26 protein-coding genes and 1 other RNA gene are annotated in these 23,180 nt (G+C 44.9%); 12 read left to right on the plus strand and 15 right to left on the minus strand.

The window, feature by feature from the left end:
• The first annotated feature begins 1 nt into the window (after position 1).
• Positions 2-1,213 carry an alginate export family protein gene (locus GZ78_RS18150; RefSeq protein WP_201772752.1) on the plus strand — a complete coding sequence of 404 codons (1,212 nt, stop codon included), beginning with the start codon at positions 2-4 and terminating at the stop codon, positions 1,211-1,213.
• Between the two features lie 220 nt (positions 1,214-1,433).
• Positions 1,434-2,648, plus strand: a complete 1,215-nt coding sequence (locus GZ78_RS18155) for an alginate export family protein (protein WP_201772753.1) — start codon at positions 1,434-1,436, stop codon at positions 2,646-2,648.
• 215 nt (positions 2,649-2,863) lie between these two features.
• On the opposite strand, the gene GZ78_RS29865 is transcribed toward GZ78_RS18155, so the two are convergent.
• The 3 genes from GZ78_RS29865 to GZ78_RS18160 all read right to left on the minus strand — a co-directional run bounded on the left by GZ78_RS29865 (position 2,864) and on the right by GZ78_RS18160 (position 3,918).
• Positions 2,864-3,004, minus strand: coding sequence for a hypothetical protein (locus GZ78_RS29865; RefSeq protein ID WP_169741424.1), 141 nt, complete (start codon positions 3,002-3,004; stop codon positions 2,864-2,866).
• Positions 2,983-3,177: a M15 family metallopeptidase gene (locus tag GZ78_RS31030; RefSeq protein WP_081869924.1), complete on the minus strand. Its 195-nt coding sequence runs from the start codon at positions 3,175-3,177 to the stop codon at positions 2,983-2,985. The genes GZ78_RS29865 and GZ78_RS31030 overlap by 22 nt, the downstream gene beginning before the upstream one ends.
• Before the next feature lie 201 nt (positions 3,178-3,378).
• Positions 3,379-3,918: a GNAT family N-acetyltransferase gene (locus GZ78_RS18160; protein ID WP_034839151.1), complete on the minus strand. Its 540-nt coding sequence runs from the start codon at positions 3,916-3,918 to the stop codon at positions 3,379-3,381.
• 109 nt (positions 3,919-4,027) lie between these two features.
• Here GZ78_RS18160 and GZ78_RS18165 point away from each other — a divergent pair, with 109 nt between their 5' ends.
• Together GZ78_RS18165 and GZ78_RS18170 are read left to right on the plus strand one after the other, a co-directional pair.
• Positions 4,028-5,668 carry a hypothetical protein gene (locus tag GZ78_RS18165; protein ID WP_034839154.1) on the plus strand — a complete coding sequence of 547 codons (1,641 nt, stop codon included), beginning with the start codon at positions 4,028-4,030 and terminating at the stop codon, positions 5,666-5,668.
• Positions 5,669-5,771: 103 nt separating this feature from the next.
• Positions 5,772-6,617: a hypothetical protein gene (locus tag GZ78_RS18170; protein ID WP_034839156.1), complete on the plus strand. Its 846-nt coding sequence runs from the start codon at positions 5,772-5,774 to the stop codon at positions 6,615-6,617.
• Here the strand turns inward: GZ78_RS18170 and GZ78_RS18175 are convergent.
• From GZ78_RS18175 to GZ78_RS18195, 5 genes are all read right to left on the minus strand, one after another.
• Complete coding sequence (locus GZ78_RS18175; RefSeq protein WP_161787420.1) at positions 6,596-7,051, minus strand: GNAT family N-acetyltransferase; 456 nt, start codon at positions 7,049-7,051, stop codon at positions 6,596-6,598. The genes GZ78_RS18170 and GZ78_RS18175 overlap by 22 nt on opposite strands.
• Positions 7,052-7,127: 76 nt before the next feature.
• Positions 7,128-7,589 (minus strand): GNAT family N-acetyltransferase, encoded by a 462-nt coding sequence (locus GZ78_RS18180; RefSeq protein ID WP_034839159.1) that lies wholly within the window; start codon positions 7,587-7,589, stop codon positions 7,128-7,130.
• Complete coding sequence (locus GZ78_RS18185; protein WP_201772762.1) at positions 7,561-8,232, minus strand: nucleotidyltransferase family protein; 672 nt, start codon at positions 8,230-8,232, stop codon at positions 7,561-7,563. Before GZ78_RS18185 ends, GZ78_RS18180 begins: the two co-directional genes overlap by 29 nt.
• A gap of 15 nt (positions 8,233-8,247) precedes the next feature.
• Positions 8,248-8,517 (minus strand): hypothetical protein, encoded by a 270-nt coding sequence (locus tag GZ78_RS30040; RefSeq protein ID WP_034839161.1) that lies wholly within the window; start codon positions 8,515-8,517, stop codon positions 8,248-8,250.
• A gap of 30 nt (positions 8,518-8,547) precedes the next feature.
• Positions 8,548-9,144 (minus strand): DJ-1/PfpI family protein, encoded by a 597-nt coding sequence (locus GZ78_RS18195; RefSeq protein ID WP_034839163.1) that lies wholly within the window; start codon positions 9,142-9,144, stop codon positions 8,548-8,550.
• Positions 9,145-9,367: 223 nt separating this feature from the next.
• Here GZ78_RS18195 and GZ78_RS18200 point away from each other — a divergent pair, with 223 nt between their 5' ends.
• The 3 genes from GZ78_RS18200 (at position 9,368) to GZ78_RS18210 (ending at position 11,850) form a co-directional block, all read left to right on the plus strand.
• A complete protein-coding gene (locus tag GZ78_RS18200) occupies positions 9,368-10,096 on the plus strand; it encodes a hypothetical protein (protein ID WP_034839165.1) in 729 nt (242 codons plus the stop codon).
• A 168-nt stretch (positions 10,097-10,264) separates the two neighbouring features.
• The gene (locus tag GZ78_RS18205) at positions 10,265-10,588 is read left to right on the plus strand and encodes a helix-turn-helix transcriptional regulator (protein ID WP_034839167.1); all 324 of its coding nucleotides are present in this window, start codon (positions 10,265-10,267) and stop codon (positions 10,586-10,588) included.
• Positions 10,585-11,850: a type II toxin-antitoxin system HipA family toxin gene (locus GZ78_RS18210; RefSeq protein ID WP_034839170.1), complete on the plus strand. Its 1,266-nt coding sequence runs from the start codon at positions 10,585-10,587 to the stop codon at positions 11,848-11,850. The genes GZ78_RS18205 and GZ78_RS18210 overlap by 4 nt, the downstream gene beginning before the upstream one ends.
• 222 nt (positions 11,851-12,072) lie before the next feature.
• On the opposite strand, the gene GZ78_RS18215 is transcribed toward GZ78_RS18210, so the two are convergent.
• On the minus strand, positions 12,073-13,332 hold the full coding sequence (locus GZ78_RS18215) for a DEAD/DEAH box helicase (RefSeq protein WP_034839172.1): 1,260 nt from the start codon (positions 13,330-13,332) through the stop codon (positions 12,073-12,075).
• Between the two features lie 760 nt (positions 13,333-14,092).
• Here GZ78_RS18215 and GZ78_RS18220 point away from each other — a divergent pair.
• On the plus strand, positions 14,093-14,320 hold the full coding sequence (locus GZ78_RS18220; protein WP_236631616.1) for a hypothetical protein: 228 nt from the start codon (positions 14,093-14,095) through the stop codon (positions 14,318-14,320).
• Positions 14,321-14,368: 48 nt separating this feature from the next.
• On the opposite strand, the gene GZ78_RS27670 is transcribed toward GZ78_RS18220, so the two are convergent.
• From GZ78_RS27670 to GZ78_RS18235, 3 genes are all read right to left on the minus strand, one after another.
• Positions 14,369-14,950, minus strand: a complete 582-nt coding sequence (locus GZ78_RS27670; RefSeq protein ID WP_051786323.1) for a hypothetical protein — start codon at positions 14,948-14,950, stop codon at positions 14,369-14,371.
• The gene (locus GZ78_RS31035) at positions 14,947-15,336 is read right to left on the minus strand and encodes an AHH domain-containing protein (RefSeq protein ID WP_051786324.1); all 390 of its coding nucleotides are present in this window, start codon (positions 15,334-15,336) and stop codon (positions 14,947-14,949) included. The genes GZ78_RS27670 and GZ78_RS31035 overlap by 4 nt, the downstream gene beginning before the upstream one ends.
• A gap of 466 nt (positions 15,337-15,802) precedes the next feature.
• A complete protein-coding gene (locus tag GZ78_RS18235) occupies positions 15,803-16,783 on the minus strand; it encodes a transposase (protein ID WP_034839177.1) in 981 nt (326 codons plus the stop codon).
• 79 nt (positions 16,784-16,862) lie between these two features.
• Here GZ78_RS18235 and GZ78_RS30695 point away from each other — a divergent pair, with 79 nt between their 5' ends.
• From GZ78_RS30695 to GZ78_RS18245, 4 genes are all read left to right on the plus strand, one after another.
• On the plus strand, positions 16,863-17,087 hold the full coding sequence (locus GZ78_RS30695; RefSeq protein ID WP_081869929.1) for an efflux RND transporter permease subunit: 225 nt from the start codon (positions 16,863-16,865) through the stop codon (positions 17,085-17,087).
• Between the two features lie 78 nt (positions 17,088-17,165).
• Positions 17,166-18,734: a hypothetical protein gene (locus GZ78_RS27675; RefSeq protein ID WP_081869930.1), complete on the plus strand. Its 1,569-nt coding sequence runs from the start codon at positions 17,166-17,168 to the stop codon at positions 18,732-18,734.
• Between the two features lie 90 nt (positions 18,735-18,824).
• Complete coding sequence (locus GZ78_RS18240) at positions 18,825-19,166, plus strand: helix-turn-helix domain-containing protein (protein ID WP_034839180.1); 342 nt, start codon at positions 18,825-18,827, stop codon at positions 19,164-19,166.
• Positions 19,167-19,192: 26 nt separating this feature from the next.
• The gene (locus GZ78_RS18245) at positions 19,193-20,221 is read left to right on the plus strand and encodes a phage integrase (protein WP_051786326.1); all 1,029 of its coding nucleotides are present in this window, start codon (positions 19,193-19,195) and stop codon (positions 20,219-20,221) included.
• Between the two features lie 110 nt (positions 20,222-20,331).
• Here GZ78_RS18245 and ssrA read toward each other — a convergent pair.
• The 3 genes from ssrA to GZ78_RS18255 form a co-directional block, all read right to left on the minus strand.
• Positions 20,332-20,744: a transfer-messenger RNA gene (gene ssrA / locus GZ78_RS28450) on the minus strand.
• Between the two features lie 201 nt (positions 20,745-20,945).
• Positions 20,946-21,548 (minus strand): pentapeptide repeat-containing protein, encoded by a 603-nt coding sequence (locus tag GZ78_RS18250; RefSeq protein ID WP_034839183.1) that lies wholly within the window; start codon positions 21,546-21,548, stop codon positions 20,946-20,948.
• Between the two features lie 131 nt (positions 21,549-21,679).
• Positions 21,680-22,990, minus strand: coding sequence for an ATP-binding protein (locus GZ78_RS18255; protein WP_034839185.1), 1,311 nt, complete (start codon positions 22,988-22,990; stop codon positions 21,680-21,682).
• Positions 22,991-23,180: the final 190 nt, after the last annotated feature.

Raw genomic sequence — 23,180 nt, forward strand, 5'->3', positions numbered from 1 at the left:
TTTGAAACACACAAAGGTAACAGTACTGGCAGCGGCAATTGCGGGGGCAGCCGCTGTCTCAACGACACAGGTTCATGCCGATGAGTTCATTGAAGCCCTTACCGGAGGGGAAGCGTTTGGTGATTTCAGACTGAGATACGAATCCGTTGATCAGGACAATGATCTGAAAGACGGAAAAGCTCTGATGCTGCGTTCGCGACTGGGCTACAAGACAGGGGACTACTACGGTTTTTCCGGTCTGCTGGAGTTTGAAGATTCCCGATCCATAGCCGGTATTGATAACTACAACGATACCGTGGGCAATGGCACAGATTATTCGGTCATTGCTGATCCGGAAGTCACAGAAATCGATCAGGCCTTTATTCAATATAAAATGGAAGGGCTGACAGCAAAACTCGGCAGACAGGTCATCGCTTATGATAATCAACGGTTTGTGGGGCATGTGGGCTGGCGACAGGATCGACAAACCTTTAACGCCCTTACCGCCGATTATCTGCCTGTTGAAGGACTGTCACTGAAATACGCTTACATCAACAAGCGCAATCGGATTTTTGCAGAAGAAAAAGATCTGAGATCCAAGGATCATCTACTCAATGCTTCCTATGCGACACCGATAGGAAAGCTGACCGGTTATGCGTACTTGCTTGAGCTGGATAATGATACCGACAACAGTTTGGACACTTATGGAGTGCGGCTCTCAGGTTCGACAGAAGCCAGTGATCTGAAGTTCCTCTACACCGGGGAGTACGCTACACAAAAGAATGAAGCAGGCTCAAATAAATACGATGCCGACTACTACTTTGTAGAAGGTGGCGTTGTGATCTCTGGCATTACCGCCAAAGTGGGTTATGAAGTGCTGGGTTCCGATGATGGCCAGTATGGCTTCTCAACACCTTTGGCCACTGCACACAAGTTCAATGGTTGGACCGATCAGTTCCTGGGAACGCCGGCTCAGGGTCTTAAAGATCTTTATGCCTCAGTAGGCGGTAAGCTCTTTGGAGGTAAGTGGTCGGTGACCTATCACGATTTCAGTGCTGATGAAGATACCCCGGCTATTGATGATCTGGGTAAAGAGGTCGATCTGGTCTACAGCAAGAAGTTTGGTAAGCACTACAACGCCGGTGTTAAATATGCGACTTACTCTGCAGGCGATAAGGCAGCGGGTAAGGTTGATACTGATAAGCTCTGGTTGTGGGTTGGATTAAGTTTCTGATAGTAAAAAAGGGAGGTTTCGGCTTCCCTTTTTCTAAAGAACTTCTGAACCCGTATTTGACCTGCAAAATACATTTCTACCTGTTAATACCGAAGCAAAGCCTTCTTTCATATTCATTCCTCGGATGCATAACTCAATAATTGCTTACATTAACCTGCTGGAGTCTGGTCTGGAGTCGTCTATTTTTTAATCGGTCAACTATTAAATGGAGCAGACGACTTTGAAGCACACAAAGGTAACATTATTGTCTGCGGCTATTTCGGGGATGGTCGCTGTCTCACCCATAATGACTCAGGCAGATGAGTTTATTGATGCTATCAAGGAAGGGGAGGTCTCGGGTGATTTTCGACTGAGGTATGAGACGGTAGATCAGGACAATAACCTGAAAGATGCCAAGGCCCTTACACTTCGCTCGCGTCTGGGTTATCAGACAGGAGACTTTTTTGGCTTTTCGGGAATGCTGGAGTTTGAGGATGTAAGGTCAGTGTTCGGTGTTAATAAATACAACGATTCTGTGGGGAATGGCACCGAGTATTCAATCATACCTGATCCGGCAGTCACTGAGCTCGACCAGGCTTTTCTTCAATTTAAAATGGAAGAGGAGGTGACAGCCAGGCTCGGCAGGCAAGTGATCAACTATGATAATCAACGGTTTATTGGCGACGTGGGATGGCGTCAGGATCGACAAACGTTCGATGCTTTTACAGTCGATTACATGCCGGTTAAAGGGCTGTCATTACAATACGGCTTCATCAATAAGCGCAACCGTGTTTTTGCTGAAGACAAGGATCTGGACTCCAAAGATCATCTGTTCAACGCATCTTATTTGACACCAGTAGGTAAGCTCACGGGCTATGCCTATTTGCTGGAAATGGATAACCATACAAACAACAGCCTGGATACTTACGGTATTCGTTTTGCCGGATCAACTGATGCCAGCGATCTTAAGTTCCTATACACAGCAGAATACGCCAGTCAGAAGAATAAGTCTGACATAGCTAAGTACGATGCCAGTTACTACTTTGCAGAAGGTGGAGTGGATATTTATGGCATTACCGTCAAGGTGGGTTATGAAGTGCTGGGTTCCGATGACGGTAAGTATGGTTTCTCAACACCTTTGGCAACAGCGCATAAATTCAATGGTTGGGCGGATCAGTTTCTGGACACCCCGGTACAGGGCTTGAAAGATCTGTATGGCTCACTGGGAGGCGATCTTTTCGCTGGGCAGTGGTCAGCGGTTTATCACGATTTCAAGGCCGATGAAGATACCCCGGCGATTAAAGATCTGGGTAAAGAAATTGATTTGCTGTATAGCAGAAAGTTTGGCAAGCACTATAACGCAGGTATTAAATATGCGCGTTATTCTGCAGGCGACAAAGCTTCCGGTAAGGTAGACACAAACAAGTTCTGGCTCTGGGTAGGGCTGACTTTTTGATGCGTTGAGCTGAGAGTGCAGGAGGCAGCCATTCTGCCTCTCTTGCACTCTTGAGGTATTGAAGAGTGTTCTGATTAGCACAATCGATATGTGCCCCTCGTTGGCAAGTTTCATCAGTATTTCCTCCACAACTGTGCCAAACAGTTGGGTGGCACGCGCCTTAAGTATTGGTATTAATAGTCAGTGAAATCAATAATTCGTCTTATGCTGCTATGTTATTGACATCCGATCGACTTTTCATCAAATCCCATATCTATTTGCTGACTAAGCATACTTGGGGAGGCTTGATAATAGCTTGAAAGTGTTTGTCCCCCTGCAAAAGAAAGCTTGGCTTTCAGGTAATCAACATAATCCATGTATTTCTTCTCACGCCATTGAGAAGGGCAGGTTTGTTTGAAACCTTGTATCCAGCCTGAGTTCCATTCGAGGGTTTATAGGAAGCTATACCGGGAGTGTTTTCATCAAAACTGACGTAGGGGGTTTGCATTGGATTAATATCAATGGCGGTACCGTAAGCATGAAGAGACAGTCATTTGTTACCTCCGGTCATTTTTCGATTGTTAAAGGCGAAGTATTGTTGTCGTCCATTGATTCGTCGTCGTTTCCCTTGTAATCATTCTTTGATACCGCTTCTATGGAAAGGACTCTACCAGATAGCGGGATACATTTTTGTTGTTGGCATTGCGAACGAGAGGTTCGATATCTGACTCAATAAACTCCCTGAGCTCAATCATTTTTCTTCTTTTCTCCATTGATAGCTAAAGCAATCTACCCATTGGTTGCCCTTGTTGGGGTTTTGATAATGACGTTTCAGTAGACCTGTTGACTGAAAGCCAACCTTTTCCAGTACTCTCTGGGCTGCTTTGTGGTTACAGTCACAATAGGTCATTAGTCGGTTGTTGTTTGCCAACTCTGATTCGACCAAACCTGCTAACAACTCTGATACATAGCCCTGACCTGAATAGTCATGGCTGATACCAAAATGAAATTCAAGGTGTTGAGGCTTGTTGAACAAGGTGAGCTGCCCGATGGCTTGTCGATTTTTCTTGTCTTCAATGACCAAAATTACCCGATTGTGCTCCACCCATGATTGTGGGTTAGACCATTCACTTAACTTCAATAGGGTTTCGGCTACAGATGAATGAGGGAGCCGAGCCAGGTACTGGGACTCTGCAATTCGCCCGGTATAAGATTCAAAAAGATTCTTGCTGTCGTTTGTTTTAAAAAAACTGGTTGCCAGTCGCAGGGTGTCCACTTCAAGTTTCTGCATGTGAGCTATTATTTGTCCTTTAGTAGTGATGGGGCATAAACGAATAAATATCTGGGCTGCATTTATTTCTGTTTAATTGAGTCAGCTCGGCCTAAAAAGAGGCTTTATTATGAAGGCTATAACCAGAGCGTTGTCGACTATATTGTTGGCTTGTTCTGCGATATCCTGGTCATACGGTCAGTTTAATCAGGTGATTGATTGCAGTTCGCTGTCGCAATTTTCTGACCAACGTCTGCGACAGACCTATACCGAGCTCAGCCAGAATAATCTCATTAATCATTGTGCTGTACTGGTACCAAACTGGCCACATGAGAACATCAGCAAGCTGTTTAATAGCTTGCCGGAAAATACCCTGATTCTGTTTTTCGATGGCGAGAGCAGTTTTGCATCATCATCCATTTTACCTTCCTCTTCCATCGCGGCTTCGGCCAGCACAGCTAATAATGCTACTACTACGCCAAAGGCGACGCCATGTCTAGAGGGTGTGTTGAATGATGATAATGGGACTAACTCAACCGATGGCTCTGGCTGTGCGCCCAGTAATGTTATACCTGTTGACCCCACACTGCCGCCTGACCCTTGTCTCGACTTGCTCAATCCGGGGGGCTTCTGCACCTCAGGTATTATGGGGTTGAAGCGGGGACAAATAATAGTGGGTATCGGCAATGGTACTGAAGAGGTGGTATTAAGAAGTTCACCCATAATAGATGGGGCTGCCAGTTTCAAGGGCGGACATATGCTGGAAGTGGGCAGCCGCAGTGGGTTTGTCAATCAGCAGACCAATATTATTCAGAATATGGCCTTTTATCCGGATATTGACCACAACAATAAAAGCATTGATTCCATTATTTTTGCTGCCTGTTTTGATGGCGATCTGATTATTTCAGGTAACCGATTCAAACTGGATACCCGGGCTGCGATGTACAGCTATTGTGAACGTGAGACCAGCGATAATGGCATTGCTCCCCATGTACAATTCAGAGGCAACCATGTGGAAGGCTCTTTGGGAGAGATTCCGCAGGAAGGCATCTTATTCAGTATGCCCTATGTCAGGAATATTCCGGGGCTGATTAATATCAGTGACAATACGTTTACCTGCCCTATGGAAGCGGCTATAGAATTGCGTCTGGGAGCCAACTCTACGTCGGTTGTTCGGAATAATCAGATCCAGCACGCCCGTATTCGCAGTGGCATTCTGTTGGAAGCGGAAGAGTCTGATGACGGTGTAAACCATCCTTATTACGAAGTAGAGGGTAATCTGATCAATGTAGAGGATGAGAATTATCTGAACGATGGCATTGTCTTTAGAGGCGGGATGGATGTGAAAATGTCCGATAATACTATTAACGGCCATCGAATTCTGGTTCAAAAAAGCATTTCTTCTGATAACTCAGATATTGGTCGTGTCGATTTCAGAGTGACCTCTGCCGAGAATAGTTCTTCTCACGGAGCGCCTTGCTCAGACCTGTTCTACTTTACCGGTTCTGTAACATTTACAGGAATAGAGCCTTGTGTTGGGCAACCCCTGACCACCGACTTGCCTGACACTACGATAGGGTCAACCACGACGGTATTACAGTCTCATAAAACCTTAGTGCCATATAAAACCTTGGTGCCAGCTCAAACCTCAGTGCCAGCTCAAACCTCAGTGCCAGCTCAATCACCGAATGAAAATTCCGCTACCGTGATAACCACCGTTAGCCTGATAACCATCCTATCTCTGGTTATGGGTAGCGCTGTACTACAATAGTTCTTTGCATTAAGGGCGCTGGCGGTTTGAAGTCGCTGCTCTGAAAGGATTCAGCCTTTACGGCAGGGACGTTTGAAACAAAATAACAATGTGTTCAGTTTGTATGTTTAAACACTTGCCTGACTACCTGCTGGTTTTTATTTTTGGTGTATTTTTTACCTCACTCTCTGGAGCGGCTGCTCTAGAGCGTGGCATGCTCTACTCTGGCCTTTATGATGACCATAAAGGTTTTATAAAAATTATATCCGGAGGAAACGGCAGGCCTTTTGTCAAAGGAGTTAAGCAAAATCATAAAGCCTATGCCTGTTTTCGAAATTATGCTTATCGATATTTCCCTATAAAAGGTTATGAGCAAGAGCTGGGTGAGTTGCGCCCACATTGGCTAAAAGTGTTGGTCATCAGAGAAGAGCTCAATTCGGGAACGCTTCAGGATGGCAGTTGGCTGATTTGGCTGGATGATGACCTCTTCATTAGAGATTTTGAAGGCCCCACCTCTATTTTTGAAAAATATATACAGACATTTTCCAATCTCGATACCGTGCTGATTGCAACAGGGGATTGTGACCCCTTCATCATGCTGAACTCCGGGATTCTGATCTTCAAGGTAGGAGATAGAAGTCGGGAAATGGTCGAAGAATGGTGGGATTCCAGACCCAGGCAGGGCAACTGTCACCATGATGACCAGAGCCGATTGATAGATTTGATACAGTCAGGGTATGAACCCTATGTAGCGGTTGTTCCCCAAAGGTTGGATAACCTTAGTCTTAATACCTTCTTACTCTTCTTTCCCTCAGGAGGGGAAGACAATGATTGCTATGCCCAGAAAGGAGATTTTGCCATGCAACCTGCTGGTGCAACGGAAGAAGATAAAGAACATATCCTCAAGCAGCTTTTGAATCAGATTTATTATTTTAAGATTCAGTATTTTCAAAGTGCCTGTAATTTATAGTAGCGACTTGGAGCAAGATCTTTCTTCATTAGCTGCCCACGCTGTTCCGTTGGTTCTCCCTCTTTAGCCCAGCCGTTCTTGAGGTAGAAAGCTTCAGCTCGATGATTGCCTGGAATATATCGCAGAAAAGCCTGTGTGCAGCTATTGTTTGCAAGCTGGCTGAGGGTGTAGTCGTGCAGTTTTTGCCCCATGCCTTTGCCACGCCAGTGTGGCACCAGGTAGAACAGGTTGATATAGCCTTCGATCTTTCCGGAGTCGGCTTGAAGCCGACTTCGAAACTCCAGTTGACCGATAATCTCACCTTGATAGAGCACCATTAGAAAACCTTCAGGCGCTTTTTCTGCCAGAAACTGAAACCATTCTCTGGTTTCAGAGGCGCTGAAACCTTCCAGATGACCATGACTGACCTGCCAGGCATCTTTACGAAACTGCATACAAAGCTTCATGTCTTGCTTAAGATTGACTGTCCGTACGGAAAAGGTCATTGATCGGCACCTAAATGCTTTGAATTCAGAGACTTTTGGCCATGGGTATGCAGTCCAGCTGGAGCCCTCTGGGTGAGTGATAAGTCGAAACTTTATCACCCACAAAGCCACAGCGACGGTAAAATGCAGCTGCATTCAGTGTAGAGTCCAGCTTCATTTGAGAGAGTCCCGCTGCTCTCGCAATTTGCTCCAGATGAGTCATCATCTTTCGGGCAACGCCTTTCCCCATAAACTGAGTATCAACAAAAATAGCATCAACCATACCGTTCTCGGTATTAATCATTCCCGTACCGGCCACTTCCCCTTCCAACATCACAACATGAAACTTTTGCTCAACGGTATCCATAAATTGTTCTGAGGCTTTACCGTCGGTCCACATAGTCAGGGCTTCATCACTGTAATGGCCTTTGCATTCAGAACGGATTGCCAGAGTACGAAGCTCAAAAGCTCTCTGAGCATCACTGCGTTGTGCTTTTCTTATTTTCATGGTTATCAGGGGTCTCCTGCTGTGTTTTTCTTCGCTCATAGCTGTCTGTAACATGCTCGGATAGAGCCGTTAAGGCAGCCAGATTTGTCGGCTGTTGATAGCAGTCCTTAAAAAGGTTGAAGCCTGTCCGGTCATTCTCACTTAACCAGCTGAGACTTTTCTTGGGGCCGAAATACCAGAGCCTTCTGAGTTGAAAGTAAATCTCCAGCAGATCGGTTTGCAGCCAGGTTCTTCGGTACATACCTTCCAGATCATCCTGTTCGATACGTTTGAGCATTTTCCGGATCCACTCTACGGTGTGTAGCTGGTCCTCACAGCTCATCGGTTCCGGCCCTTCATGAATACGTTGTCGAATCTGTTTCAGAAAGCGTCCACCCAGTTCACGAGTGTCCAGAGCGCAGAAACCATCGCCTAATTTCAGGAACTCATCCCTGTCGGCTTGCATGTCTTCTGTCTGATAAATCCAGGCATCCAAAAAAATACCCTGAAAATCTCGGGCATCTTTTGCCACCTCTGTTTCATCACAGAAACAGGCAATATCAATATCGCTGGTGGCCGTTGCATCATTCCTGGCCCGGGAGCCGTAAACGATAATGGTATGGGGTTGGTATTTTTCATCCAGCTCCCTGACTGCAGCCTCGATCTATTTGTCCATTATTCAATTCTTCTTTGCTATCACAAGTCCATGATTGCTGGAGCCCAGGAGAGACGGTTCCCTGCATACGGAAAAGTGATGCTCCAGCCAGTGCTGGTAGGTGACTTCGCCAAAACTACCCGTTGCTGCACCAACCTCGGTGATCTGTGTTCCCTGTGGAATGTACTTTTCCATCAGATGGATGGTGGTGTCGAATTCCATCCGGGCGATGTTCTGCCTGATTAATCGCAGATCTTCATCAGTATCAGTGTAATGAGCTATTAAATCGTCCATGGTGTTCGTACTTATTCTTTTATTCGTATTTCAGTCGCTTACCGGGCCTGACAATGACCAATCTCTTTGGTGAATGCCTTTGTAATACTGTTGCCATTGGGTTTTCTGGTTTTTATCCTCGAAAACTCCCATCAACCACCCAGTTTCAGCGGCGAAGTCGATATGGGCTTCTGGCAAAGCCGTGACAATATTCTGATCAATCACGACCTGCTCACGAACAAGTTGTGACTCATCCCAGACATGAGCCATCTCAGCGGGATAAAATGCCGCATTGGTCTGCTTTCGACCTTTCAGAATACCAGCTATAGCCAATAGCAATGGCCCTGCGCAGACGGCTCCAATAATGCTCCCAGATTGGCTGGCATTCTTGAGAAGTTGACTGAGAGCCTGATTTTCAACAACTGAGCCGGGATCCCCTCCAGGTACCAGCAGGCAATCGAAATTTTCTTTAAGAGCCTCTTCAAAGCTCATGTTGATCTGATACAGCAAGCCAGAAGAGCCATGCAGAGTGCCTTTTTCAGGGGCTACTGCATAGATTTCACATTGATTGGCAAGAAGTTCCAGTGCTGCTTTGATTTCGAATTCAATACAGCCAGGGTAAAGCAGTACCAGTACTTTTTTCTTCACTTCTATGCTTCCTGCACTTTTGACCGCTTTTAAAACGAATCAATGACTTCAGAAAAATGTTTTAAACGACAATTGATGTTTTTACAGCAACGATGCTCGTTTGTATATACAAGATCTATGGGCAATATGGGGCTTATGAGGTCTGCTAATTTGTACGTTAGCACCTTCTAATTTTGCGCTTTCTATACTTCGTTTCAGAATTTAAAAGCAAGAAGGCTAAAAGATGTATAAATATTCGATCATAGCAGGGGGTTGCTGGTTGCTGATGGTGTTGCTAAACCCAGCCCAGGCGCATGAATGCAGAGAGCTGGAGCCTCATGAATACCAGCAAACCATGTATCAACATATCTATCAGGGAATGAAAGGTATCAGTGAAGAGCTTATGGAGCGGTATGCCAAGTATACCTCTGGGCCATTAAGCACAGAGAAGTTCAGTGCGGCAGAGCTGAAACTGCTCAACTTGATGGGGTTAACCTATATTACCCACTATGAGCAGCCTGCTGGTGCAGAAAAAGAGAAGAGCTATTTCTCCCTCGGAGATACCTTGGAAAATGCCATCTACAAATTATCGGGAGAGGGGGATGAAAGTGACGAGGTCACCGGTTTGCTGGAAGACCTGTTGGCCTGCTATGAGCAGTTTGACGGCTTCAACCTGTTGCCAAGAATCTCCCCGTTAATCTACCTGAATACCTTTCGAATACAGGGAGATAGAATCTTCGACTTCTACAGAGACCTCTGTGATAGAAACCAGCTATGTGTCCTGGAAGTACTCTATCTGGTTAATTTGGGCATGATCAGCAGCGAAGAATTAAATCGTCAGATTGATAAAGGAAAAATGTCTGTATCGGTGAAGAGTCACTTTGGTCAGGCTAAAAAAGCGGTTAAGAAGATAGTGATTGGTGTTCAGGGTGGGAAGATTGCGCCCATTGGGGCTCGGGCTTTGATGGAGTGAGAGTTATTTCGATTGTTTCATCTGTGGATTTTTAAAAAGCAATATATATGTTGCTTTGTTGTTGAGACAGGTCAGTTATTACTGTAAAGCAACTTATAAATTGCTTTCTTTCAATAAAGCAACTAATATGTTTCATTATATGAAAAAGAAACTTATACGTTTACATTTATGAGATCATTACTCCAGCAGTTCAAAAAGCGACGTTTAGCTCTCGGCCTGAAGCAAAGCGATATGATGTTGCGGGTAGGGGTATCCCGGCAGCAGTATCAATTTATTGAGTCGAAAGGAAACCCCAGGCTCGACACGCTCGATCTTATTGCCAAAGGTTTGAACAGTGAAATTGTTCTGGTACCTAAAGATAAGCTGGATCAGGTCAGAGCTTTGCTTGAGAGCAAGGATATTGATCGGGAGAAAACGTCTGAGTCTGAAAATACGGCCAGCAAAGCTTTGTCTGATGACCCATGGAAAGGACTGCTGGAGGACAACGGTTGAGTATTCATCAGGTCGATGAGGTTGGCGTACTTAAGCTTTTGTTGCATGGCAGGCTTATAGGCTATCTCACCAGTCATCGTAGCGGAAGAAATGCCTTAAGTTTTGTTGATGAGTTTAAGGAAGATAGGAGCCGTCCCACCTTCACTTTAACGACACATCCAGACTTTCCCCGTTCAGATATTCTGTTAAACGAGTCTTGGACAAGAAGTCATCGTCTGCATCCTGTTCTGTCCAATCTTTTACCGGAGGGCGCATTAAGGGAATTGATTGCTCAGGGGCTGAAGGTTCATATAGATAATGAGTTTCAAGTTCTATCGTACCTGGGGGAGGACCTGCCGGGCGCATTAATTGTTCAACCCGTTGATCCTGAAGAGGTGCCCGAAAATATTTTATCGAGTCATGAAAAGGCTAAAGCTGTAAAGATAGAGAGCTCTGTCCGGGAAAATAAATTCTCTCTGGCAGGTGTGCAGATGAAGTTTTCCATGAAAGAGAAGGAAGGGCGTTATAACTTATCCAGAGGGGGGGCTCTGGGTGACTGGATAATCAAAACTCCGTCAACCATGCATCAATATGTCCCGCTGAATGAATTTACAGCTATGTCTCTGGCCTCGATAGTGGGTGTTGATATACCTGATATAAAGCTGGTGGAGCTGGACAGACTTGATAACCTGCCACAAGTTAACTTGCCAGATGAAAAAGTAGCATTTGCAATCAGGCGGTTTGATCGTCACGACGGCACCAGAGTCCATATGGAAGACTTTGCTCAGGTATTAGTGAAGTATCCCCATGAGAAATACCGATTCGGTAACTATGAGCAAATAGGGAAGATCCTTTATCAATACTCTGGCGATGGTATACACGACATTCAGCAATTAGCTCGACGCCTGCTGGTGAACATTCTTCTGGCAAATGGTGATGCACATTTGAAAAACTGGAGTCTGCTTTACTCCGATCAGGTAACTCCCAGGCTCTCACCAGCGTACGACATTCTTACGACCAGCGTTTATATAGAGGATGAAAAACAGTTTGCTCTCAATTTAGGGAAAACCAAAAACTGGTATGAAGTCTCTTATGAGCATTTCCAATTATGGTCCAAAAAAGCAGATATACCCTGGAGAGTCATTAAACCTCATCTTGATGATGTTCTGGATAAAGCAAGAACTCTATGGCCCGAAAAACTGCAGGAGTTACCCATGCTTGAAGAGCACAAAATCAAACTAAAAGAGCACTGGAAAAAACTGTCTAGAGACTTCCGGGTTTGAGATTAATGTTTTATTTGAAGAATGTTCCAGACGATTTGTGACCCCGTGTCTGCCGACTCTTAGCCTTCGGCTCTCCATGCTTAGATCCGCCTTTAGCTACGATTAACCTGCAAAGCGAGCTGACCGAAGTCAGCGTCGTTAGGAGCCCCTGGGAGCGGTATCGGTTTTTAGCGCATGCATGATCAGTTTTTCAGGGGCGATTCAGATATTTTTTGTCAGATATCAGGAAGGGCGTCGGCGGCGGTTACCGGTCTTCTTGCCAAAAGCTCGATCTTTTGCCCGTTGTTTCTGGGCCGTGCGTGAGTTCTTTTTATTACTGGGTATCGGTTTGGTCAGGTCGGGTTCATAGCCGGGGTACCAAGACTGAGGCAGACGATTATCCAGAATAGCCTCTATCTCTTCCAGTAAATACTCTTCGCCAAGACTGATCATGGATATAGCCAGACCATGACTGCCTGCCCGGCCGGTGCGTCCGATACGATGAATGTAGTCTTCGGCAATATAAGGCAGCTCATAGTTAACAACGTATTGCAGTTGTTGAATGTCCAGGCCCCGGGAAGCAACATCCGTGGCGATTAAAGCGCGGATCTTGCCTTCCTTGAATTCAGCCAGCCCTCGCTCTCTGGCTCCCTGTGACTTATCGCCATGAATGGCAACGGCTTCAATACCGTCTTTCTTCATCTCTTTTGCCAGAGCATCAGCACCTTGTTTGGTCCGGACAAATATGAGTACCTGATGCCAGTTTTTTGAGCCAATCATATACGAGAGAAGCTCTCGCTTTCGATCTTCGTCAACCACATACACCATTTGCTCGACACTAGTGGCAGCCGTGTTGCGGGCGTCCACCTCAATAAGTTCGGGCTGTTTCAACAGTGTTTTGCTGAGGCTGAACACTTCATCATTGAAGGTGGCTGAAAATAATAAGGTTTGGCGATCAGACGGGATTTTTTTCATGATGCGCTGAATGTCAGTGATGAACCCCATATCCAGCATTCGATCGGCTTCATCAAAAATGAGATGCTGAAGTGTCGAGAGATCAACGGCCTTTTTCTGCATTAAGTCCAGTAAACGCCCGGGTGTGGCTACAAGAATGTCTGCGCCAGACTGCAATGCCTTGAGCTGAGGGTTCAGGCTGACCCCACCATAAGCAAGAGCTGTCGTTAAAGAGGAATCTCCCCGGTAGGTTTCAAAGCTACGGTGCACTTGTTGAGCCAGCTCTCTGGTGGGAGTGAGTACAAGAGCCTTAACGGCTTTAACCGGAGATGTTTCTGAGTCAGGGTTTGTGCTGTTCATCAGTTGTTGTAAAACAGGCAGGGCAAAGGCCGCTGTTTTCCCGGTACCGGTTTGAGCGCCAGCCATAACGTCTTTTCCTGCCAACACAGCAGGAATAGCTGCCTGCTGAATAGGAGTGGGCTGTTCATAGCCGTGTTCATTCAATGCATGAATAAGAGAGGGAAGAAGACCCAGTGAAGAAAAGCCCATAACAGCACATGCCTATAAAGTAGTTGGCAGGATTTTATCGTAGTTGTCTTGGCAAAGGCAGCAAGAGTCTCAGAAAGGCAGGTCGTAGAGATCTGAAGAGCAGTATCCTGCCGTTACTGGCTCTTACGAAAGATTCTGAGTTTGATACCGTTCTGGTGAAGGATAAAAGCCACAGATTTTTTAATCCTTACGGATAGATGAAGGTGGGGAAAGTTCTGGACAGAGGTTCTGCTTCTTGGTTTGCCAATAAGTGTGATTAATGTGCGTGGTACTCTTTTAGACATTCCCATTCGACCAATAAAAAACCCCATATCTTGCGATATGAGGTTTTGTTTTGGTGGAGGCGGCGGGAATTGAATTCTATGGTTATGGGATTTTTATTATTTAAAATCAATAAGTTGTAGGTATATCAACAAGTTGCATGGGAATAAATGTGCCATTGATAGCAGCTGTTTGCGGCTGTATGCAGTTTTCTTCGACACCCCTTTCAGTCTGTATACGACAGGTGATTGTCAAAAAATGATCAAGACTCAGGCTATCCGCATTGCGCCTATGAGTGCTAAATGAGCGATATCTCTCTTGGTACTGATCTTATCCCGTATCTCACGAAGCAGAGCAGTTGTCATTGAGTAGCTTTCAGGCTTACCTCCCTCTGAACGAATGTAATTCTGAACAACCAGACTCTTCAGCGTCAACAGAGCTGTGGACGCAGATTCTGCCCGTTCCTGTACAAGTTACATTCATCAAGAGGTAAGCCGTTATGAAAAATTCAATGACAAACTCTATGCTTTGCACCCTGATCCATCTGATAAAGAATCAGTTGGAACTAAAGAGAAGCGAGATAGCCAACCTGTCTCAGTACACCACTAAAGTCATCAGGGAAACCTACAACGACGAAGTGGATGAACTGGTTGTCATCAAACATATGCTAGAGGCTGAGCTTAAAGGTGAGAGCCTTGAGCGGCAGTTACCACTCAAGTCGAAGTAAAGGGGTCTTCCCCTTTACTTCAATTGTATACAAGGTGGGTTTGACAGTTCAAAACTCTGAAACTAGGTCATCATTGAAAACGATGCCCTTGAACTGTTCTTTTTCAATGAGGATCTTCAGAGAGGCAAGACTAAAGAGACTAGAACACCGATTATATTCAGTCTTGAAAATGAGCTTTTCAGCGATATCAATTTCATTGAAAGCAAGCTTCTTTACTCCCATGAAAACACCGTCTTGAATGTCTTGCTGGCTGTTAATTTCGTCTGCCAGTCCAAGTGTAAGACAGTTAAAAATATAGTACTCCTGAGAACCATAATGAACAGGAAGAAATTCTCCAAAGGGCTCAAGCTTGCTAGACAAAATTTTGTGAGCGTCAGAGGAGAGAACTAGCGTAAAGCCCCTCCATAGACAGATATCGGGGATAGAAGCGTTTGAGAAACCTTCAGCAGCCCTAAACTGGACTCGAAGTGGTTTCCACCACGAAGACATAGGAAGGTTATTCGAGTGAAACTTCATCACGTCTTGGGTACTGACGGGCTCAGGTGCTGCATCTATCAAATCTGTTATTGGTAGGCAAAATTCCTGGAACTTAAATCCATCGTTCCGTACAGCATATACATTTGACATCATGCATTCCAAGAGTCGTTAGGAGGCATTGTTACTTCTGGTGGTTGATTACCATCTTGAAGAAGCTTACCTATAAGGTTGAGAGCCATCTCAGCCTCCCTTCTGTCATCAGCTAACACTAACCGATTAAATACCCACTTTTCATAGTTATGAGTGTGTATTTCTAGATGTGCATGAGAGTTTGGCATACTCCAGTGCGGCTTGTATTCCTTCTTACGGAGCATCCAGACTCCATTATAGGGATCATTTATCCGAATGCCATGTAGGTGCATCTCAATACGAGCATCGGCTGCAAACTGCGTTTTACCTTTCCCTGGAACTATGTGGTGAGCTGTGTGCTTTGGGCTAGGCTTTGGTTTTCCATGTGCTCTCAAGTGCTGTTCCAGCACATCGGTAGGATGATGCTTTTCTTTCAGTAATTCAGACTGGCTAAGTTTGGTTGCTCTATATTTGTCTAATCTTGCCTGTACACTGATTCGATTCTTAGCGGCTATTGCTTCATGCTTGAGATGAGTCAGTTCAGTTTGTCGATCAGCTAAACGAGCTTTCCTTTCTTCTTGAGTTTCAGAGCCTGAATTCTTGGCTTTTAAGTACTGATTTTGATGAAAAGCACGTGCTTTCTTTTGGAAACCATGGATGATTTTTTCGTACAGAGGACATCCATATATTGACTAAAACGGAAGTACCTTAAAGACAAAAAGCACAAGCTTTGATCATGCTGAACTCTCTGATTGTTGCAAACTCAATCAGTTTTCAGCCATAGAACGCACGTTATGGAAAACACCGCAGGCAGAACCCTTCTGGCAATCATGACAGAAGCTTCAAAATGTCAGAAAAATGAAAAGTGATAACACTCTATTGCAGATACAGGCTTTGGCTACCGCTCACTCCATGCACCCACTGTCTTCCAGTCTTTTCTGCATAGGCTTTCAAGGAGGCCAGCTTACCCACCGCCCTTCGAAATCGGTTATTCCAGCACATGGCTTTCAACCACTCATCAGGGTCAATCTTCAGCCTTTCGAGAATCGGCGGAATATCTGCCGGAATGCGGCCTTTCTTATCCTGCCGGACTATGCGACCCGACCAGTCTACCAGCTCAAGGTAGCTGCTCAGGGCAAAAGGAATCGCCTGATCCGGTTTTTGTCCTTGTGAGCGAAGCGATTTGAGACGGGGAACCTGCTTTGTGGCGGCATTGCCACGGGCTTGAATTGCTCGCTCTTTTACCGAGGTGTAGTCTGAAGTTTCAGGCGTTCTTGCCATTTTTGCCCTGACGGGGTTCAGGTCTACATACGCCATACAGGTCAGTAATGCCGCTTCATCCAGCAATGCCTGGCTTTTGTAACGGCCTTCCCAGAAGCGACCTTTGCAACCGTCTTCTTTGTTGGCCTCCCTCGCAAGATACTCATTCAGACAGCGCATAAACCAGCTGATGTCGAGAAGACGACGGCGGTATTCTTCAGCAAACGCTTCCACTCGCTGTAACTCTGCTTTCCCCAGCTTATCGTTGGCAAGAAACCGCTGTACCAGTAGATGGCCGGAGAATAGCCTTGTCCAGCGTTCAAGAACCTCCCGATCTCCCCACTGTTCGCACTGCTTACGGTTAATATGCAGCACCACATGATAATGATTCGACATGACCGCATAAGCACAGATTTCAATGGCAAACACTTCTGACAGTTCTTTCAAACGGTCAATAACCCACTGTCGGCGATGTTCATAATTTTTGCCGGAAAAGTCGTCTTTACCGCACAGAAACGCTCGACGGACACAGCGTGCCATACAGTGGTAGTAAGGCGTACTGGCTGGGTCAATGAGGTTTTTGCGGGCTGCGGTCATTATGGCTCCGGCGTTTTTTCGGAATGTGTTGTTGCCGACATAAAGGTAGATGAATTGGCCTGATGGTCAAATTTAATTTTTGGGTGTCCTATTTATATTTATTTATACTTTTTCTCTCTATTTATACTTTTTCTCTATTTATATATCTATTTATATAATTATTGGCGGGCTGTTGCCGTTAACATTGTCCGGTTCCGTTATGTGGGTACCTATGGGCTGGGCAATTATTGGCGGACTGGTCGCCTCGACGATTCTTACGTTGATTGTGGTGCCTGTGCTTTATGTCATATTGAGTAATGAGTGAGCGGAGCATCCAGATATTTTCAATGGCTGACGTCAAAACGATCTAGAATGGGATAACTAAATATTCGAGACGGCTAGAATGAGTATTTCAAGTCTCATAAAAATTGACTCAACACGGGTTAAAAACTGCCTGAGTAAAAACCGTTTCGACCGGAAGCTCTTGCATAGCATCGCAGTTCTCAAAGTTTCTTATTCCTTTTTCGTAACTTTATTTCTTTTCAGCTCTTCAGTTTTAAGCAACGAGCCACCCACCTATTCACTACCAGCTTATCTCGTAACGAGAGCAATGGAAAAACTCCAGATGCCTGACGATACCCAGAGACTGCTTGTTGCTGGTTATACCTTCGGAAGTGCTCATTTCGTTATGATGCGACTGCATACCAACGGAACATTTGATGAACAGTTCGGGCATCATGGACGACAGCATTCTCCTTTCAAAAGGCGCAGCCCTGTGTACGCTTTGTTAGTAGCCTCAATAGGAGAGAGCGATCAAAGGATATATGCCGCAGGAGAACTTGATGGGCAATTTATGGTAACTCGTCACTTTCTGAACGGAACTTTCGATACCGATTTTGGCAACAACGGTTACTTTAAAACTCAACCTGAGGATGGATGTGAATCAGCAAGAGCTATGATTTTAATTCCATCAAATACTAACGCCCCTGAAGATCAACGCATAGCCGTTGCTGGAAAGGGCAAGTACGATGCCCTCCGTATACTATTACTAAGCCCCGATGGTCTGGCATATGTAGTATCTAAGGGAGCAGTGCCCCAACCATCTACCTGGTTCTACAGCAAATCAACTATCTCCGGTCTTACACTGGTAGAGAATGAAGAAGGTGAAAAATACATATACGCAGGAGCACTGCGGGGGTTTATCTCCCGCTGTCACCTTAACGGCACCTTTGATGGTACATTTGGCAATCGATTTATCAAGGTTGACAAATCGACCGGCATCAAGTCACTAAGTATTAATGTTATCCATGCGATCAAGGATGAACAGGGATTATCATTGGTTATCACAGGCTATGTTGGTAAAGACACCAAAGCAGAGAAACCCGGCAACGATATCATGGTTGCAAAACTATATGAAAACACCACAGCTTTCCGCGATTTCGGGAGTAACGGGTTTTTCTTTCATGATTACAACAATGTTTGGAATTTTGCAGAAGATATAGAAGTCATTGAATTTGAAGTAGGTAACAAATTTTATATTCTGAGCCAGCAATGGGGTGATGCTTTATTATTAAGGCTGCTCCCCTCTGGTGAACTGGATGGCCAGTTCGGTGAGAATGGTCAGAAGCCCATAGATAAGTTAGTTGCTTTTTCTTCCATTGTCTTACCACCGGCAAGTGATTCCAGTCAAATCGTTCTTGGAGGGTATACCCGGTATCCCATACGCGGGCTTGGAATAGTTGCCGTTGATGAGAATGGAATGATTGATTACCAGTTTGGTATACAGCCATCTTCCCCTTCGTCTTCCCCTTCGTCTTCCCCTTCGTCTTCGCCTTCGTCTTCGCCTTCGTCTTCGCCTTCGTCTTCGCCTTCATCTTCTCCAACCCTCACCCAAAACTCTGGAGCAGAGCAATCAGGCTCTTGGCAGACTCTTCTTATCGTTACAGTATTTATCTTCTCTATTATTCTGTAAAAGCTATCTTTTGGGCTATGTTCGAGTAAACAGTTGGATGCCTGTAGCCCCTGTATTTACGCACGAATATAGAGAGTGTTTGGTTAAAAAATGGACAAAAAAGATAAAAATGGTTTGACCATCGCAGGAAGAATGGAGCTTGTAAGGCGCTTGCTTGACCTAACTCGCAAGCAATGGGCTGAAGCATTGGGAATTAATGCACACATAATTGCAAATATTGAATATGGAAAACAAAGGCCAACCAGTGAAATTCTTGAAGCTATTTCAGACCAATATCCTTTTATTCTGAATTACATTATTACTGGCGAAGCGGAAATAACTTTTACAAGAGAGGAGAAGAATTTCTTAAAAGAACTAGAACATTATGATGAAGATGAAGTAAAGGAAATACTCAATTCAAAACCCAAAAAAACGCTATTGAATAAGGGATAACTAAAATAAAAGACAAAGGTTATTTAATGAAAATTACGAAAAATAATAAAACAGGGAAATGGAAGCTAGATGTTGAAATAAGCAGAAATAGAAGATTTAGAAAAACCTGCAAAACAAAAACCGAGTGCATGGAATTTTACCAGCAGCTCAAAAAAGAAATAGAAGAACAGGAGGAAAGACCAGACGATGATGATCACCGCACATTAAGCGATATTATCAACCTCTGGTATGAGGGAACGGGTTGTGAACTGAGTGATCATGTTCGATTAAAAAGGATGCTGAACAGCATGGCTCAACAGATGGGCAATATTGAGGCTCGCAAGCTGACTATCGCCCACTTCAACAAGTATAAGAAGATCAAGAGGGAGGAGCAGTACCAAGGGCGTACCATATCGGATAACACCCTGAACAAGCATCTTGGTTACCTGACAACGGTCTACAACTATCTGATTGATATTGGTGAGATCAACTACCCTAATCCGCTCAAAAAAGCCAAGAAGATCAAGCTCGAAGAAAGAGAACTATCGTTCCTTACTCTGAAAGAGGTTGAGCTGCTTCTGAAGCAGATCAAGGCGACTTCAACTAATCCCCATGTTTTGCTGATGACCAAGCTTTGCCTGGCAACTGGTGCACGCTGGGGAGAGATTGAGAGCAGGAAAGCCAAGCATTTCCATAATAACCGTGTGGAGTTCACCCGAACTAAAGGAAAGAAAACTCGAAATGTTCCCATACCGGAAGAGCTTTACAGGGAAGTGAGGGAGCATTTCGCCATTCATGGTGGCTTTTCTCCTTCCATGTCAGCCTTTGGGCGGGCATTGAAAGCGTCGGGTATAGAGCTTCCTAGAGGCCAGAGAAGCCATGTACTCAGGCATACCTTCGCCAGCCACTTTATGATGAACAAGGGGAATATTTTGGTCTTGCAGCGTATTCTCGGACATTCTGATCTGAAGATGACCATGAAATACGCCAAGTTCGACCCTGATCACTTCAAGGAAGCAGCCCTGCTAAACCCTTTAACCAGTCTTACACGACAAAATGCGGATATTAGAATTTAATGAATATTCTGCACCGACATTTCACCGACACTTTTCCGACACCCTTGGATACTGGTTTCTTACAGGCATTAAAAAAGCCCTGTAAATCAATGATCTACAGGGCTTAGTATTGGTGGAGGCGGCGGGAATTGAACCCGCGTCCGCCGATTCTTAGCCTTCGGCTCTACATGCTTAGATCCGCCTTTAAATTTAACTCAATAACGACCCAGCGGTCGGGGTTCTATCAAGCGATCCTGTTAAGTTTTAGCTGGCCAGTCACAGGCATACTGGGCCTCGCGAGTCTACTTACGATGACAGTCCGAAAACCGGCCAGTAGACGAGCCGGACAGACTGGGAAACTCGTAGGGTTTAGCTACGATTAAGCTGCAAAAGCAAACTCTTCTTCGAAGAGTTCGTTAGGAGCGTCTCCAAGAGCTACCAAGTTGGCAACTATAAGGTTTGTAGTGTTTTGATTAACGAGAACCACTACGTCCTCGGCATGCACCTAAGGTTTCGATACCGTCGTCGAATCCAGATCGCCCCCGGTTCAAAACTTCTGGGATCATTTAGTTATAGGCTATCTAAGGAATTAAGACAATTTTTTATATAACTGTCTGAATGAAGGGGCACTAGTGCAGCCAAGTGTTAATTGCAATCCCCGTTCATCCTGAGCCTGTTGAAGGATGGTGTTGATGCACTTCGACAGGCTCAGCGCGACCGGAGCGGATAACAATGCTCAGCTGTACTAGTCAACCAGTTCAATGCCAAGGTAACTCAATAGTCTTGCTGCTTCATAACGTGTGAATTTCGCACCCTGAACTCGATTGTTGTTGATATCAATGTCATATTCGGTGGCTTCAGTGAAATCTGAGCTTTCCAAATTGGTTCGGGTAAAAGTGCTTCCGGTAAAATCTGAATAGCAGAATTCACCGTGGTTAAGGTCTGCGTCGGTGAAGTCGGCATTATAAATCTTGCATTCTTTCAGAAGAATCTCAGCCAGATGTAAGCCAAAGAAACTGGAGTCATTGAGTATGCATTGATCAAAACTGACAGGGGAGGCAAGAGCCAGGTTTGGCCAGTCTGCTTTCGTCCAGTCAATCCCTACGAGCTTACACTCTTTGAAAGAGACATCACTGAATCGACAGTAATTAAACTGAGCAAGGCTGAGATTGCACTTCTGGAACTGGCAATCGATAAATCGACATTTATCAAAGGCTGTTTCGCTGAAGTCGCATCCAGTGAAAGTACAGTCGTCGAATTCTGTACCCTGGAGTTGCTGGCTGGACAGATTTAGTCCGTCGAAGGTTTGGGAGAGGAACTCTTTGGTGTTGATATCGAATGGCGTCATTGAGAGTTCCTGATTTTTTACTGGATTGTTGGGATTGCTACTCAGGGTTAGTATAAAGGCAAGAAGATTTTTTGTATCCGCCTCTCATTGTTTCGGCAACACTTCGTGCGCAGAGAACTAGATCTCGAAAATCAACCCAGAACATCTTTGATTTTTGAAATGTAATAAAGAGGAAGTACCTTGGCAGCTGGGTCATCCAGTGAACCTGTTGATCCAATGAGCTTGAACGTTGCAGTTGGGCTATAGCGTTGAACATAAGTCTGCAGCGACTTTGCCCGAGTCCTTTTACCGCTTTTCACTTCTACAGGAATGATGTCTCCTGCTTCGGTCTTGTATAAAAATTCTATTTCACTTCGGGCGTATTCCCACGAATAAGTTGGTCTGCCAATCAGGGTGATGAGTTCGTTCTGTATGAAGTTCTCTGCGACAAAACCCTTGTAATGATACTTCTGGTCTCGATGCTCCTTGTAGCTGATCCCCAGCATATGTCCCAGTAAACCAACATCGAATAAAAACAGTTTAAAAATATTGTCTTTAGCCAGTGGTTTAAGTGGTGAGTCAGGTTTGCAGTCTATAGGGTGGCACTTGGAAATCAGTTTGCAATTTTCCAGCCAGTTGATGGGACCTGCCAGTTCTTTGTAGCGACTCTTTTTCTCTATGACGTCTTTGAATTTAAAGCGTTTAACAGAGTCGTCCATCATATTCGATAACTGAACAGGCACGTTTTCAAAGACTGCTTGTATATGTTGTGCAGAAAGCTTATCGGAATACTTTCCGAAATCGCGTTCATAACCTGAGATCAGTGCCGCATGTATTTGTTGAACTCTCCGGGTTCTTTCAATGATGTCTTGTTTGCTCTGAAACCAGGCTTTAACTGCTTCAGGCATTCCTCCGACAAAGTAATACTCAATGAGTAAACCGAAGAGCTTTTCATGGGCTACCTTGCCTAAGTTCATCTGCTCAAAAGCTTTAGCCAGAGGTGGTTGGTCAGAGGCCCAGAGGAATTCCTCAAATGTCAGTGGGTAGAGTTCCAGCCATTCCACTTTCCCAACGGGGAATGAATCCAGAAGACCAATATTGGACCCTGATGCGCAGACATGCATTTGGGAGCATTGTTCAGCAAAAAACTTAAGAGAGTGAAGGGCAGGCAAGCATTCGCCAACCTCATCGAAAATGATGAGATCCTGCTGCCTGTCGATGCTGATGTTCAGCTCCAGCTCAATATTGGTGATGATATCGTCTGGCTTGAGAGAGTCAGCGAACAGATTGCCTAAACTGGGTTGTTCTAGAAAATCGAGGCGTATTACCTGCTCATAGTGTGCACCGAACAGGGTCTCAAGTAGAAATGACTTGCCTGTTTGCCTTGCACCATCAAGCAGTACAGGCTTTCTTGATGGGCTCTGCTTCCAATCAAGCAGTTTTTGCAGCAACAATCTTTTCATGGGTTAAGCCAGTTTTTTGATCATTCTTGGGTAAAGTCTAGGCTTAAACACTTTTATGCGCAATAAAATGTATGTGTATTACAATTTTATGCGCATAAAAGTGTTGTTCTTTTGCTGTTTTTCATACGTGAAAAAGTTTCTTAATCTTTGAGGGCATGAGGGTAACGTGAGCAGTATGACTGATTTTCTT

The organism is Endozoicomonas numazuensis (assembly GCF_000722635.1).
GTDB classification, from domain to species: domain Bacteria; phylum Pseudomonadota; class Gammaproteobacteria; order Pseudomonadales; family Endozoicomonadaceae; genus Endozoicomonas_A; species Endozoicomonas_A numazuensis.

What these genes read in the sequence shown, in the direction of transcription:
- GZ78_RS29865 (WP_169741424.1), bottom strand. Translation starts at nt 3,004, where the DNA reads ATGGATTATGTTGATTACCTGAAAGCCAAGCTTTCTTTTGCAGGGGGA.
- GZ78_RS18160 (WP_034839151.1), bottom strand. Translation starts at nt 3,918, where the DNA reads ATGCAGAAACTTGAAGTGGACACCCTGCGACTGGCAACCAGTTTTTTT.
- GZ78_RS18165 (WP_034839154.1), top strand. Translation starts at nt 4,028, where the DNA reads ATGAAGGCTATAACCAGAGCGTTGTCGACTATATTGTTGGCTTGTTCT.
- GZ78_RS18170 (WP_034839156.1), top strand. Translation starts at nt 5,772, where the DNA reads ATGTTTAAACACTTGCCTGACTACCTGCTGGTTTTTATTTTTGGTGTA.
- GZ78_RS18175 (WP_161787420.1), bottom strand. Translation starts at nt 7,051, where the DNA reads ATGCAGTTTCGTAAAGATGCCTGGCAGGTCAGTCATGGTCATCTGGAA.
- GZ78_RS18180 (WP_034839159.1), bottom strand. Translation starts at nt 7,589, where the DNA reads ATGAAAATAAGAAAAGCACAACGCAGTGATGCTCAGAGAGCTTTTGAG.
- GZ78_RS30040 (WP_034839161.1), bottom strand. Translation starts at nt 8,517, where the DNA reads ATGGACGATTTAATAGCTCATTACACTGATACTGATGAAGATCTGCGA.
- GZ78_RS18200 (WP_034839165.1), top strand. Translation starts at nt 9,368, where the DNA reads ATGTATAAATATTCGATCATAGCAGGGGGTTGCTGGTTGCTGATGGTG.
- GZ78_RS18205 (WP_034839167.1), top strand. Translation starts at nt 10,265, where the DNA reads ATGAGATCATTACTCCAGCAGTTCAAAAAGCGACGTTTAGCTCTCGGC.
- GZ78_RS18215 (WP_034839172.1), bottom strand. Translation starts at nt 13,332, where the DNA reads ATGGGCTTTTCTTCACTGGGTCTTCTTCCCTCTCTTATTCATGCATTG.
- GZ78_RS18220 (WP_236631616.1), top strand. Translation starts at nt 14,093, where the DNA reads ATGAAAAATTCAATGACAAACTCTATGCTTTGCACCCTGATCCATCTG.
- GZ78_RS27670 (WP_051786323.1), bottom strand. Translation starts at nt 14,950, where the DNA reads ATGATGTCAAATGTATATGCTGTACGGAACGATGGATTTAAGTTCCAG.
- GZ78_RS18235 (WP_034839177.1), bottom strand. Translation starts at nt 16,783, where the DNA reads ATGACCGCAGCCCGCAAAAACCTCATTGACCCAGCCAGTACGCCTTAC.
- GZ78_RS27675 (WP_081869930.1), top strand. Translation starts at nt 17,166, where the DNA reads ATGAGTATTTCAAGTCTCATAAAAATTGACTCAACACGGGTTAAAAAC.
- GZ78_RS18240 (WP_034839180.1), top strand. Translation starts at nt 18,825, where the DNA reads ATGGACAAAAAAGATAAAAATGGTTTGACCATCGCAGGAAGAATGGAG.
- GZ78_RS18245 (WP_051786326.1), top strand. Translation starts at nt 19,193, where the DNA reads ATGAAAATTACGAAAAATAATAAAACAGGGAAATGGAAGCTAGATGTT.
- GZ78_RS18250 (WP_034839183.1), bottom strand. Translation starts at nt 21,548, where the DNA reads ATGACGCCATTCGATATCAACACCAAAGAGTTCCTCTCCCAAACCTTC.
- GZ78_RS18255 (WP_034839185.1), bottom strand. Translation starts at nt 22,990, where the DNA reads ATGAAAAGATTGTTGCTGCAAAAACTGCTTGATTGGAAGCAGAGCCCA.